General features: G+C 62.5%; 13 protein-coding genes. 6 read left to right on the top strand and 7 right to left on the bottom strand.

All coding sequences use genetic code 11. The features are described from left to right. Window positions 1–58: 58 nt before the first annotated feature. The 5 genes from rng to mreB all read right to left on the bottom strand — a co-directional run bounded on the left by rng (window position 59) and on the right by mreB (window position 5,038). Window positions 59–1,516 (bottom strand): ribonuclease G, encoded by a 1,458-nt coding sequence (gene rng, locus ACM6IM_RS29105; protein ID WP_192309641.1) that lies wholly within the window; start codon window positions 1,514–1,516, stop codon window positions 59–61. 57 nt (window positions 1,517–1,573) lie between these two features. Further along, window positions 1,574–2,170, bottom strand: coding sequence for a Maf family protein (locus ACM6IM_RS29100; protein ID WP_192309639.1), 597 nt, complete (start codon window positions 2,168–2,170; stop codon window positions 1,574–1,576). A 59-nt stretch (window positions 2,171–2,229) separates the two neighbouring features. Beyond that, window positions 2,230–2,721 (bottom strand): rod shape-determining protein MreD, encoded by a 492-nt coding sequence (gene mreD, locus ACM6IM_RS29095; protein WP_201194673.1) that lies wholly within the window; start codon window positions 2,719–2,721, stop codon window positions 2,230–2,232. Then, a complete protein-coding gene (mreC, locus tag ACM6IM_RS29090) occupies window positions 2,721–3,860 on the bottom strand; it encodes a rod shape-determining protein MreC (RefSeq protein WP_414867008.1) in 1,140 nt (379 codons plus the stop codon). Before mreC ends, mreD begins: the two co-directional genes overlap by 1 nt. Before the next feature lie 140 nt (window positions 3,861–4,000). Next, the gene (gene mreB, locus ACM6IM_RS29085; protein ID WP_002555108.1) at window positions 4,001–5,038 is read right to left on the bottom strand and encodes a rod shape-determining protein MreB; all 1,038 of its coding nucleotides are present in this window, start codon (window positions 5,036–5,038) and stop codon (window positions 4,001–4,003) included. Between the two features lie 211 nt (window positions 5,039–5,249). On the opposite strand from mreB, the gene gatC reads away from it, so the two are divergent. From gatC to ACM6IM_RS29055, 6 genes are all read left to right on the top strand, one after another. Next, window positions 5,250–5,537: an Asp-tRNA(Asn)/Glu-tRNA(Gln) amidotransferase subunit GatC gene (gene gatC / locus ACM6IM_RS29080; protein WP_192309635.1), complete on the top strand. Its 288-nt coding sequence runs from the start codon at window positions 5,250–5,252 to the stop codon at window positions 5,535–5,537. Between the two features lie 16 nt (window positions 5,538–5,553). Further along, on the top strand, window positions 5,554–7,005 hold the full coding sequence (gatA, locus tag ACM6IM_RS29075; RefSeq protein WP_192309634.1) for an Asp-tRNA(Asn)/Glu-tRNA(Gln) amidotransferase subunit GatA: 1,452 nt from the start codon (window positions 5,554–5,556) through the stop codon (window positions 7,003–7,005). 10 nt (window positions 7,006–7,015) lie between these two features. Then, window positions 7,016–8,461, top strand: coding sequence for an Asp-tRNA(Asn)/Glu-tRNA(Gln) amidotransferase subunit GatB (gene gatB / locus ACM6IM_RS29070; protein WP_192309633.1), 1,446 nt, complete (start codon window positions 7,016–7,018; stop codon window positions 8,459–8,461). Between the two features lie 88 nt (window positions 8,462–8,549). Continuing rightward, the gene (locus ACM6IM_RS29065) at window positions 8,550–8,924 is read left to right on the top strand and encodes a septal ring lytic transglycosylase RlpA family protein (protein WP_192309632.1); all 375 of its coding nucleotides are present in this window, start codon (window positions 8,550–8,552) and stop codon (window positions 8,922–8,924) included. A gap of 50 nt (window positions 8,925–8,974) precedes the next feature. Then, a complete protein-coding gene (locus ACM6IM_RS29060) occupies window positions 8,975–10,036 on the top strand; it encodes a calcium/sodium antiporter (protein ID WP_414866992.1) in 1,062 nt (353 codons plus the stop codon). Further along, window positions 10,033–10,413 (top strand): carboxymuconolactone decarboxylase family protein, encoded by a 381-nt coding sequence (locus ACM6IM_RS29055; protein ID WP_192309630.1) that lies wholly within the window; start codon window positions 10,033–10,035, stop codon window positions 10,411–10,413. Before ACM6IM_RS29060 ends, ACM6IM_RS29055 begins: the two co-directional genes overlap by 4 nt. Window positions 10,414–10,541: 128 nt before the next feature. Here ACM6IM_RS29055 and ACM6IM_RS29050 read toward each other — a convergent pair whose 3' ends face one another. Then, window positions 10,542–11,483: an AEC family transporter gene (locus ACM6IM_RS29050; protein WP_371051946.1), complete on the bottom strand. Its 942-nt coding sequence runs from the start codon at window positions 11,481–11,483 to the stop codon at window positions 10,542–10,544. Window positions 11,484–11,633: 150 nt separating this feature from the next. Continuing rightward, entirely contained in the window at window positions 11,634–13,187 is a 1,554-nt protein-coding gene (gene garD, locus ACM6IM_RS29045) for a galactarate dehydratase (protein ID WP_414866991.1), read from the bottom strand. Window positions 13,188–13,195: the final 8 nt, after the last annotated feature.

The raw sequence follows: 13,195 nt of genomic DNA, 5'->3' as shown, positions 1-13,195 counted from the left end.
GCAAAAAAACTGCAACAAGCTGAGGCCAGCCGTTCTAGTGAGGATGAAACACAGGGGTTCAGAGCAGCACCACGTCGTATTGTTCCTGGGAATACATGGTTTCGACCTGGAACCGGATGGTGCGCCCGATAAAACCTTCCAGCTCGGCAACGTTGCCCGACTCCTCGTCCAGCAAGCGATCAACGACTTTCTGGTTGGCCAATACACGATAGCCCTCCGCCTGATAAGCGCGAGCCTCGCGGAGGATTTCGCGGAAGATTTCGTAGCAAACGGTTTCCGGCGTCTTGAGCTTGCCACGCCCCTGGCAGCTGGTGCAGGGCTCGCACAGCACCTGCTCGAGACTTTCTCGGGTGCGCTTGCGCGTCATCTGTACCAGGCCCAGTTCGGTGATGCCAATGATGTTGGTCTTGGCGTGATCGCGCTCCAGTTGTTTCTCCAGGGTGCGCAGCACCTGGCGCTGGTGTTCCTCGTCTTCCATGTCGATGAAGTCGATGATGATGATCCCGCCCAGGTTGCGCAGGCGCAGCTGGCGAGCGATGGCGGTCGCGGCCTCGAGGTTGGTCTTGAAGATGGTTTCCTCGAGGTTGCGATGACCGACGAACGCCCCGGTGTTGACGTCGATGGTGCTCATGGCTTCCGCCGGGTCCACCACCAGGTAACCGCCGGACTTCAACGGGACCTTGCGCTCCAGGGCTTTCTGGATTTCATCCTCGACGCCGTAGAGGTCGAAGATCGGCCGCTCGCCCGGGTAATGCTCCAGGCGATCGGCGATTTCCGGCATCAGTTCTGCGACGAACTGCGTGGTTTTCTGGAAGGTTTCCCGGGAGTCGATGCGGATTTTCTCGATCTTCGGGCTGACCAGATCGCGCAGGGTACGCAAGGCCAGGCCGAGGTCTTCGTAGATCACGCTCGGTGCGCCGATGGTCTTGATCTGCTCGCTGATCTGGTCCCAGAGCCTGCGCAGGTAGCGGATGTCCATGAGGATTTCGTCGGCGCCTGCGCCCTCGGCGGCCGTTCGCAGGATGAACCCACCCGCTTCCTTGATTCCTTCCCTGGCCACGCAATCGGAGACCACCTGCTTGAGGCGTTCGCGTTCGGCTTCGTCTTCGATCTTCAGGGAAATGCCGACATGCGCGGTGCGCGGCATGTACACCAGGTATCGCGAAGGGATCGACAACTGGGTGGTCAGGCGCGCGCCTTTGGAACCGATCGGGTCCTTGGTGACCTGCACCACCAGGCTCTGGCCTTCATGGACCAGTGCACTGATGCTTTCGACTGCCGGACCTTCGCGCAGGGAAATTTCCGATGCGTGAATGAAGGCCGCACGGTCCAGACCGATGTCGACGAACGCCGCCTGCATGCCCGGCAAAACCCGCACCACCTTGCCCTTGTAGATGTTGCCGACAATCCCGCGCTTTTGTGTGCGCTCGACGTGGACCTCTTGCAGAACACCGTTTTCAACCACCGCCACGCGCGACTCCATCGGCGTGATGTTGATCAGGATTTCTTCACTCATGGCAGGGTCTCGTTCAGGCATGTTCACGATAATGGCCGCATCTTGTCATTACGGCGCTCAGAGCGCGTTAAGGGTTTGCCAACAGGGTATGTCGAAACGGCCAAGCAACTCAGCGGTTTCGCACAGCGGCAATCCAACCACGGCGGAGTAACTGCCGCTGAGGCCAGCGACGAACACCGCGCCCAGCCCTTGAATACCATAGCCACCCGCCTTGTCCCGAGGTTCGCCACTCGCCCAGTAGGCGGCGGCTTCAGCACGATCGACAGGACGGAAGCGCACCAGGCTGCGCACAACCCGTGACTCGCACCGCTCGCCGTCAAGCACGGCAATGGCGGTCAGGACTTCATGTTCCCGACCGGCCAACATCATAAGCATGGCGCACGCGTCGGCTTCGTCCACCGGTTTGCCGAGAATTTTCCCGTCGAGCACCACGGCGGTATCGGCACCCAGCACGCAGAAGGCCGTGCCGGACGGCACAGCCCCGCGCCCGGCCTGCGCCTTGCCGCGCGCAAGGCGCTCGACGTAGGCCGATGGCGATTCATGGTTCAGAGGGGTTTCATCGATGTCCGCACTGATCGCGGTGAACGGCACGCCGATCTGCGTGAGCAGTTCACGCCGACGCGGCGAGCCAGAGGCGAGGTACAACTGTTTCATCAAGACATCTCCCTGTTTAGTGCCCCGTGTCACCAAGTGCGGGCCAATGCCTGAGTGAATCAGCTGATTTTGTAACGTCGACGCAAGCCACGCAAACCGAAGCTGACCCAGGGCCAGAGCAACGCGCTGACCAATGCCGGCAGGACCAGCGCCAGCGTCGGCTGGCGGTTGCCGGTCAAGGCGCTGAGCCACAGCTGCACCAGCTGCGCAAGGCCGAAGATCACCAGGATCACCAGGCTTTGCTGCCACATCGGGAACATCCGCAGCCGCTGTTGCAACGACAGCACCAGGAACGTGATGAGCGTCAGGATCAGGGCATTCTGGCCCAGCAACGTGCCGTAAAGCACGTCTTCAGCCAGCCCCAGGCACCAGGCGGTGACCATGCCGACTTTCTGCGGCATGGCCAGGGCCCAGAATGCCAGCAGCAGGGCCAGCCACAAGGGGCGGAGGATTTCCATGAACTGCGGCAGTGGCGAAACACTGAGCAACATGCCGATGGCGAAGGTCATCCAGACCATCCAGCCGTTTCGGGAGGCGGTTGCACCGGGCATTATTCTCTTCCCCCTGTGGTGGCCGGCGCGGAGACAGGCGGTTTGGCGGCCGGTTTCACGGCAGCAGGTGGCTTGGCGGCCGGTGTCGTCGCGGGCGGCTTGGCAGCGGCGGGATGTGCGGCAGGCGGCTTGGCCGGGGTTGCCGCCGGTGCCGTCGCAGGCGTCGCAGGCGTCGCCGGGGTGGCGGCGGGGGCTGCGGCGGCCGGGGCAATCACGCCGACAGGTTTCGGTACGGTCGGTGGAATGATCGGCCCGCCACCCTGCGCATCCAGGTGTTCCTGGGCCTGCGCCGCGTCATTGGCGCGCTCTTCGGCCGTGCGGTTGTCGCTGAACACCAGCAGCAGATAACGGCTGCGGTTCAAGGCGGCCGTCGGCACGGCGCGGACAATGGCGAACGGCTGGCCGGAGTCGTGAATCACTTCCTTGACCGTGGCCACCGGGTAACCCGCCGGGAACCGCTGGCCGAGACCCGAGCTGACCAACAGGTCGCCTTCCTTGATGTCGGCGGTGTCGGCCACGTGACGCAGCTCCAGGCGCTCGGGGTTGCCGGTGCCGCTGGCAATCGCCCGCAGGCCGTTGCGGTTCACCTGTACCGGAATGCTGTGGGTGGTATCGGTCAGCAGCAACACGCGGGAGGTGTAGGGCATCAACTCGACCACCTGGCCCATCAGGCCGCGGGCATCGAGCACCGGTTGGCCGAGGACCACGCCGTCGCGCTCACCCTTGTTGATGATGATGCGATGGGTAAAGGGGTTGGGGTCCATGCCGATCAACTCGGCCACTTCGACTTTCTCATTGACCAGCGCGGAGGAGTTGAGCAACTCGCGCAGCCGCACGTTCTGCTCGGTGAGGGCCGCCAGCTTTTGCATGCGCCCCTGCAACAGCAGGTTTTCGGTCTTGAGTTTTTCGTTTTCGGCGACCAGTTCGGTGCGGCTGCCAAACTGGCTGGCCACACCTTGCCACAGCCGCTGCGGCAGGTCGGTGATCCAGTAGGACTGCATCAGCACCAACGACATCTGGCTACGCACTGGCTTGAGCAGCGAGAAGCGGGCATCGACCACCATCAGCGCGACCGATAGCACGGCCAGCACCAACAAGCGCACGCCCAGTGAAGGCCCCTTGGTGAAAAGCGGTTTAATAAGCCGCTCCTCCCAGGCAAATGTTCCGTTTATTCATACGCCAGACCGGCCTGGATACAGATTGACAGAAGATAAACGCCAACAGGCGGCACTGCAAAGTGCCGCCTGCGCGCGCAACAGCATAGAGGCAATCCGGCGACTTATTCGCTGGAAAGCAGGTCCATGGTGTGTTTATCCATCATTTCCAATGCACGGCCACCGCCGCGAGCCACGCAGGTCAGCGGATCTTCGGCAACGATCACCGGCAGACCGGTTTCCTGGGCCAGCAGCTTGTCGAGGTCGCGCAACAGGGCGCCACCACCGGTCAGCACCAGGCCACGCTCGGCGATGTCGGAAGCCAGTTCCGGAGGCGATTGCTCCAGTGCGCTTTTCACCGCCTGAACGATGGTGGCCAGCGACTCTTGCAGAGCTTCCAGCACTTCATTGGAGTTCAGGGTGAAGGCGCGTGGAACGCCTTCGGCCAGGTTACGGCCACGGACGTCGACTTCACGTACTTCGCCGCCCGGGTAAGCGGTGCCGATTTCCTGCTTGATGCGCTCGGCGGTGGACTCGCCGATCAGGCTGCCGTAGTTGCGACGCACGTAGGTGATGATCGCTTCGTCGAAACGGTCGCCGCCCACTCGTACGGATTCGGCGTACACCACACCGTTGAGGGAGATCAGTGCGATTTCGGTGGTACCGCCACCGATATCGACGACCATCGAACCGCGTGCTTCCTCGACCGGGAGGCCGGCACCGATCGCTGCCGCCATTGGCTCTTCGATCAGGAACACTTCACGTGCACCGGCACCGAGGGCCGACTCACGGATGGCGCGGCGCTCAACCTGGGTGGATTTGCACGGAACGCAGATCAGCACACGCGGGCTGGGCTGCAGAAAGCTGTTCTCGTGAACCTTGTTGATGAAATATTGCAGCATCTTTTCGCAGACGCTGAAGTCGGCGATGACGCCGTCCTTCATCGGACGAATGGCCGCGATATTGCCCGGCGTACGACCAAGCATGCGCTTGGCTTCGGTGCCGACAGCGACGACACTTTTCTGGTTACCGTGTGTCCGAATAGCCACAACCGATGGCTCATTCAGGACGATGCCGCGCTCGCGCACGTAAATAAGGGTGTTGGCAGTGCCCAGGTCAATGGAGAGATCGCTGGAAAACATGCCACGCAGTTTCTTGAACATGGGAAAGGGACCCTAGGCAACGCGTGGGTAAAAAAGTGCGGCAAACTCTAACAACGACAGGGATTTTGGGCAAGGCGCCAATATGTTAAATTGGCCGCTTTTCTGTGCACCAAGCCCCACAATCGCGGCCTTATTGACCGTAGAAGTGCGATAGTGTTCCGACAATCTAACACACGGACGCCTTCCGTCCTGTTTTCCACTGGAGATTCCCATGGCGCTTGAACGCTCCGACGTGGAAAAAATCGCTCATCTGGCCTGCCTTGGCCTGAATGAAGTCGATCTTCCACATATTACTTCGGCCCTGAACAGCATTCTGGGTCTGGTCGACGAAATGCAGGCGGTCAATACCGACGGTATCGAGCCCCTCGCCCATCCTCTGGAAGCCAGCCAGCGCCTGCGTGCAGACGTCGTGACCGAGTCCAATCATCGCGAGGCCTATCAGTCCATCGCACCAGCGGTCGAAAACGGCCTGTACCTGGTTCCGAAAGTCATCGACTAAAGGGAAAGAGCCTGCAATGCATCAATTGACTCTGGCCGAGATCGCCCGCGGCCTCGCCGATAAAAAGTTTTCTTCCGAAGAGCTGACCAAAACCCTGCTGGCGCGTATCACCCAGCTCGATCCCCAGCTCAACAGTTTCATCAGCCTCACCGAAGAGCTCGCGCTGCAGCAGGCCAAAGCCGCTGACGCACGCCGGGCCAACGGTGAGAGCGGCGCCCTGCTCGGCGCGCCGATCGCCCATAAAGACCTGTTCTGCACCCAGGGCATTCGCACCAGCTGCGGCTCGAAGATGCTCGACAACTTCAAGGCCCCGTACGACGCCACCGTGGTCGCCAAGCTGGCGGCCGCCGGCGCGGTGACGCTGGGCAAGACCAACATGGACGAATTCGCCATGGGCTCGGCCAACGAGTCGAGCTACTACGGCGCAGTGAAAAACCCGTGGAACCTGGAACACGTTCCGGGCGGCTCGTCCGGCGGTTCGGCGGCGGCGGTTGCCGCGCGCCTGCTGCCGGCAGCCACCGGCACCGACACCGGCGGTTCGATTCGCCAGCCCGCCGCGCTGACCAACCTCACCGGCCTGAAACCGACCTACGGTCGCGTCTCGCGCTGGGGCATGATCGCCTACGCTTCCAGCCTCGATCAGGGCGGCCCTCTGGCGCGCACTGCCGAAGACTGCGCCATCCTGCTGCAAGGCATGGCCGGCTTCGACCCGAACGATTCCACCAGCATCGACGAGCCCGTGCCTGACTACAGCGCCGGCCTCAACGGTTCGCTGCAGGGCCTGCGCATCGGTGTACCGAAGGAATATTTCGGCGCCGGTCTCGACCCGCGCATCGCCGAGCTGATCCAGGACAGCGTCAAGGCACTGCAGAAACTCGGTGCCGTGATCAAGGAGATCAGCCTGCCGAACATGCAGCACGCGATTCCGGCGTACTACGTGATCGCCCCGGCGGAAGCCTCCTCCAACCTGTCGCGTTTCGATGGCGTGCGTTTCGGCTACCGCTGCGAAGACCCGAAAAACCTGATCGACCTGTACAAGCGTTCCCGTGGCGAAGGTTTCGGCGCGGAAGTGCAGCGCCGGATCATGGTCGGCGCCTACGCGCTCTCGGCCGGCTACTACGACGCCTACTACCTGAAGGCACAGAAGATCCGTCGCCTGATCAAGAACGACTTCATGGCCGCCTTCAACGAGGTCGACATCATTCTCGGCCCCACCACGCCAAACCCGGCCTGGAAGCTTGGCGCCAAGAACAGCGACCCGGTCGCTGCGTACCTGGAAGACGTCTACACCATCACCGCCAACCTCGCGGGCCTGCCGGGCCTGTCGATGCCGGCCGGTTTCGTCGACGGTCTGCCGGTCGGCGTGCAACTGCTCGCCCCGTATTTCCAGGAAGGCCGCTTGCTCAACGTTGCGCACCAGTACCAGTTGAACACCGACTGGCACACCCGCACCCCAACCGGCTTCTGAGGAGACACACATGCAATGGGAAGTCGTGATCGGGCTGGAGATTCACACCCAGCTCACCACCCGGTCGAAAATCTTTTCCGGCAGTTCCACCACTTTCGGTTCCGAGCCGAACACCCAGGCCAGCCTGGTCGACCTCGGCATGCCCGGCGTACTGCCGGTGCTGAACCAGGAAGCGGTGCGCATGGCGGTCATGTTCGGCCTGGCCATCGATGCCGAAATCGGCCAGCACAACGTGTTCGCCCGTAAAAACTATTTCTACCCCGACCTGCCCAAGGGCTACCAGATCAGCCAGATGGAGTTGCCGATCGTCGGCAAGGGCCACCTGGACATCGCCCTGGAGGACGGCACGGTCAAACGCGTCGGCATCACCCGCGCGCACCTGGAAGAAGACGCCGGCAAAAGCCTGCACGAAGAGTTCAACGGCGCCAGCGGCATCGACCTGAACCGCGCCGGCACGCCGCTGCTGGAAATCGTGTCGGAGCCGGACATGCGCAGCGCCAAGGAAGCCGTGGCCTACGTCAAGGCGATCCACGCGCTGGTGCGCTACCTGGGCATCTGCGACGGCAACATGGCCGAAGGTTCGCTGCGTTGCGACTGCAACGTGTCGATCCGCCCGAAAGGCCAGGTCGAGTTCGGCACCCGCTGCGAGATCAAGAACGTCAACTCGTTCCGTTTCATCGAGAAGGCGATCAACAGCGAAATCCAGCGTCAGATCGAACTGATCGAAGACGGTGGCAAGGTCATCCAGCAGACCCGCCTGTATGATCCGAACAAGGACGAAACCCGCCCGATGCGCAGCAAGGAGGAAGCCAACGACTACCGTTACTTCCCCGACCCTGACCTGCTGCCGGTGGTCATCGAAAACGCCTACCTCGACGAAGTGCGCGCAACCTTGCCGGAACTGCCACCGCAGAAGCGCGAGCGCTTCCAGGAACAGTTCGGTCTGTCGGTCTATGACGCCAGCGTCCTGGCCACCAGCCGCGAGCAAGCCGATTACTTCGAGAAAGTCGCGAGCATCAGCGGCGACGCGAAGCTGGCGGCGAACTGGGTCATGGTGGAGTTGGGCAGCCTGTTGAACAAACAGGGCCTGGACATCGACCAGTCGCCGGTATCGGCCGAGCAACTGGGCGGCATGCTGCTGCGCATCAAGGACAACACCATTTCCGGCAAGATTGCCAAAGTCGTGTTCGAGGCCATGGCCAGCGGCGAAGGCAGCGCGGACGAGATCATCGACAAGCGCGGCCTCAAGCAAGTGACCGACAGTGGCGCGATTTCGGCGGTACTGGACGAGATGCTTGCGGCCAATGCCGAGCAGGTCGAGCAATATCGCGCGGCGGATGAAGCCAAACGCGGCAAGATGTTCGGCTTCTTCGTCGGCCAGGCCATGAAAGCCTCCAAGGGCAAGGCCAACCCGCAACAGGTCAACGAACTGCTGAAAAGCAAGCTCGAAGGCTGATGAGAATGGAGCCAGTAGACAAGCCTGGCTCCGCCCCTTGCAGGAGCGAGCGTGCTCGCTCCTGCAGTTGCTATCTGGAACCCCCTGAATGAAGCGTCTGTTCGCAAGCTTCGCCCTGCTCTCGCTACTGGCCGGCTGCGCCAGTACCGATACCGTCGATCCACACGGCTACGACCAGACGGGCATCGCGTCCTATTACGGCGCCAGGCACCAGGGCAAGCGCACCGCCAGTGGCGAACGTTTCGACAAGAATTCTCTGACCGCCGCCCACCGCCAGTTGCCCTTCGGCACGCGGGTGAAGGTCACCAACCTGAAGAACAACCAATCCTGCGTGGTCCGCATCAATGATCGCGGGCCGCACACCCGTGGACGCCTGATCGACCTGTCTCACGAAGCCGCCGAGCAACTGGGCATGATCCGCAGCGGCACCGCGCGGGTTCGCGTGCAAGCGCTCGACGACTGACCACGGGAGCCGCGACCATTTTCGGACTTGCCGATCTCCCCCTGCTCAGCGTGCTCGAACTGCTGAGCGGCCTGGTCCTGTTGATCGCCGGCGCAGAACTGATGGTGCGCGCCGCCGTGCGCGTGGCCGCACGCCTGCACGTGCGCCCGCTGATCATCGGCCTGACCATCGTCGCCCTGGGCAGCAGCGCGCCGCAAATGGCGGTCAGCCTGCAAGCCACCCTTGCGCAGAACGTCGACATCGCCGTCAGCAGCGTGATCGGCAGCAGCATCTTCAACATCCTCGTGACCCTCGGCCTGTCGGCGCTGATCATCCCGCTGCGGGTGTCACGGCAAGTGGTGCGTCTGGACATTCCCCTGATGATCGGCGCCAGCCTGCTGGTGTTCGTGCTGGCGTGGAATGAAGAACTCACCCGTGTCGATGGCGCGGTGCTGCTGACGGCGCTGGCGTTGTACCTGGGGCTGTTGCTGCGCCAGTCGCGGCATTCGGCCCGCCCGCAATCGCACCCTCACGAAGGCCCTCAAGCGCCATGGCTGAGCAGCTTGCTGATGATTGTCGCCGGGCTCGCCATGCTGGTGTACGCCGGGCATCTGCTGTTGGGCGCCGCCGTTGCGGTGGCCACCGATCTCGGGCTGTCGGAGCGGATCATCGGCCTGACCATCGTCGCAGTCAGCACGTCCCTGCCGGAACTGGCGACCTCATTGATTGCCGCCCTGCGCGGCCAGCGTGACATTGCCGTGGGCAACGTGATCGGCAGCAACCTGTTCAACCTCCTGGGCGTGCTGGGCGTGACGGCGCTGATTGCCCCTTCGCCACTGTCGGTCTCGCCCAATGCACTGGATTTCGACTTGCCGGTGATGCTGGGCGTCGCCTTGCTGTGCCTGCCGATGTTCTATTCCGGTTATCGGGTGACCCGCGCCGAAGGCCTGCTGTTTCTGGGGCTGTACCTGGCTTATGGCCTGCACGTGGTGTCGTTCACCACCGGCATGCCCCTGGCCGGCAAGCTTGAACACCTGATGCTGTTTTTCGTCCTGCCGGCGCTGGTGGCGTTTCTGCTGTTCACGTCGCTACGCGCCTGGCGCCGCCAACATCACAAGAGGGAATGGCCATGACCGACAACAAGAAACCCGGCGTTGAAGTGCGCCGCCAGGTGATGGGCGATGCGTTTGTCGACCGCGCCCTGGGCAACGCCACCGAGTTCACCCAGCCGCTGCAGGACTTCGTCAATGAGCACGCCTGGGGCAGCGTATGGAACCGCGACGGCCTGCCGCTGAAGACCCGCAGCCTGATCACCCTCGCCGCCCTGACCGCACTGAAATGCCCACAGGAACTCAAAGGCCACGTGCGGGGCGCGCTGAACAACGGTTGTACGGTGGAAGAGATTCGCGAGGCGTTGCTGCACTGCGCGGTGTATGCAGGCGTGCCGGCGGCGATCGATGCGTTTCGGGCGGCGCAGGAAGTGATCGACAGTTACCAGAAGCCCGAATGACCCTTTGCCCCTGCGGTGGATGATCTACCGTTATCGCGAGCAGGCTCGCTCCCACAGGAGGCAATGCTTTCCAATGGCGGGACCGAGCCTGCTCGCGATTCGATCCGAAGAACACGGCATGACGCAGGTCAGATCCACCCGCCCCACTGCAACAGGAAGATCCCGATATTGGTGGTCACCGCCGCCATCAAGGTGGTGATCACGATGATCGCCGCCGCCAGTTCATGATTGCCGTTGGCCTGGCGGGCCATGACGAAACTGGCGGCAGCGGTCGGGCTGCCGAAGTACAGGAACAGAATCCCCAGTTCCGCGCCGCGAAATCCCCAGAGCCACGCGCCCAGCGTTGCCAGCACCGGCAAACCGACCATCTTCACCAGGCTCGAGCTCAAGGCCATCGAGCCACTTTTGCGCATGGCCGCCAGCGACAGCGTGCCGCCGATGCAGATCAACGCCAGGGGCAAGGTGGTTTGCGCCAGGTATTGGCCCGACATTTCCAGCCAACCCGGCAAACCGATCTTGAAATAGGCAAAAGGCGCTGCCGCCAACACGCTGATGATCAGCGGATTGTTCATCACGCTTTTGCAGATGCTCCACGGATCGGACTTGATCACCGGGCTGTAGACCGCCAGCACGATGGTCGACAGGGTGTTGTAGAAGAGGATCACCAGGGCCGCGAGGATGGCGCCCAGGGAAATCCCGTAGTCGCCGTACATGCTTGCCGCCAGCGCGAGGCCGATGACGCCGTTGTTACCGCGAAAGGCGCCCTGGGTGTAGATACCGCGGTCTTCACGCGGACACTTGAAGATCGCCCAGCCCCAGGCAACCGCGAAGCTCACCAGCGTGGCAATGGCGAAATAGATCAGCAGCGCCGGTTGCAGCGCGGCGTGCAGATCGGCATGCAGGATGCCCAGAAACAGCAACGCCGGCATGGTGACGTTGAACACCAGGGCCGACGCTGTGTGAATGAAATTGTCGTTGATCCAGTTGACGCGCTTGAGCACCACCCCCAGAAACAGCATGGCAAACACCGGAGCGGTGATGTTCAGGGTTTCGAGGAAAATTGCCAGCATGCCGGAGAGGACCTTCAGGTGAGTGTCGTTAGGGGGCTAATGATAAGCCACTGGAGACCTCGGCGTCTGGTAGAAAGCTATCGCGAGCAGGCTCGCTCCCACTGAATCGAATGGGAGAACGAACCTGCTCGCGATGCAGTCATCGCGGCCTTACGTAATCGGCGCCGGATTGAACAACGTAATGTCGTTATGCAGCTTGTGCTGCTCCGACCACGTCTGCTTCTTGCCGCTGGCCACGTCCAGGTAGTAGTGGAACAACTCCCAGCCGAGGTCTTCGATGGAAGCACGTCCGGTTGCAATCCGCCCGGCGTCGATGTCGATCAGGTCCGGCCAGCGCTGCGCCAGCTCGGTGCGGGTCGACACCTTCACCACCGGTGCCATCGCCAGACCGTACGGCGTACCACGGCCGGTGGTGAACACGTGCAGGTTCATGCCCGCGGCCAGCTGCAAGGTCCCGCACACGAAATCGCTGGCCGGGGTCGCACAGAAGATCAGGCCCTTGCCCTTGAAGCGCTCGCCAGGGCCAAGCACGCCATTGATCGCGCTGCTGCCGGACTTGACGATCGACCCCAGGGACTTCTCGACAATGTTCGACAGCCCGCCCTTCTTGTTGCCCGGGGTGGTGTTGGCGCTACGGTCCGCTTCGCCCTTGGCCAGATAACGGTCGTACCAGTCCATTTCCCGCACCAGCTCCTGCGCGACTTCCTTGGTTTGCGCGCGGGAAGTCAGCAGGTAAATGGCGTCGCGCACTTCGGTGACTTCGGAAAACATCACCGTCGCACCGGCACGCAGCAACAGGTCCGAGGCGAAACCCAGCGCAGGGTTGGCGGTGATACCGGAAAACGCATCGCTGCCCCCGCACTGCATGCCCAGGATCAGCTCGGACGCCGGCACGGTTTCCCGACGACGTTGATCGAGTTTCTTCAGGCGAACCTCGGCCAGCGCCATGATCTGCTCGATCATTTCGGTGAAACCGTGACTCGAATCCTGCAGGCGATACAGCCACTCATCGCTCAGGTCCACCGAACTGTCGTTCTCGTGCATCACCTGCCCGGCCTGCAATTTCTCGCAGCCCAGGCTGATCACCAGGGCTTCGCCACCCAGGTTCGGGTTGCGCGCCAGGTTGCGCACGGTGCGGATCGGGATGTACGCGTCCGTCGCGGTGATCGCCACGCCACAGCCGTAGCTGTGGGTCAGGGCCACCACGTCATCGACGTGCGGGTATTTGGGCAGCAACTCGTCCTTGATGCGCTTGACCGCATGGTCCAGCACACCGGTCACGCACTGCACGGTGGTGGTAATGCCCAGGATGTTGCGCGTGCCGACGGTGCCGTCGGCGTTGCGGTAACCCTCGAAGGTGTAGCCTTCCAGCGGTGCCTGAGCGTCCGGCACTTCGGTGGACAGCGGCAGGCTGTCCAGCGGTGGCGCGGTCGGCATGCGCAGTTGATCTTCCTTGACCCAGCTGCCGCGTGGAATCGGCTGTAAGGCGTAGCCAATGGTCTGGCCGTAACGAATCACTTGGCCGCCTTCCGGAATGTCTTCCAGGGTGACCTTGTGACTCTGCGGCACGAAGTCCACGGTGACCAGGCCATCGGCGAACTCGGTGCCGGCCGGAACGCCCTGATCGTTGACCACGATCACCACGTTGTCGCGCTCGTGCAGACGGATGTAGCGCGGCGAGTCGGAATGTTCAATCAACTGCATGACGCCGC

It is taken from the genome of Pseudomonas sp. IT-P12 (assembly GCF_949767465.1).
GTDB lineage: Bacteria > Pseudomonadota > Gammaproteobacteria > Pseudomonadales > Pseudomonadaceae > Aquipseudomonas.
Note: the sequence above shows the minus strand (reverse complement) of the source record. Positions and strands in the feature narration are given on the sequence as shown.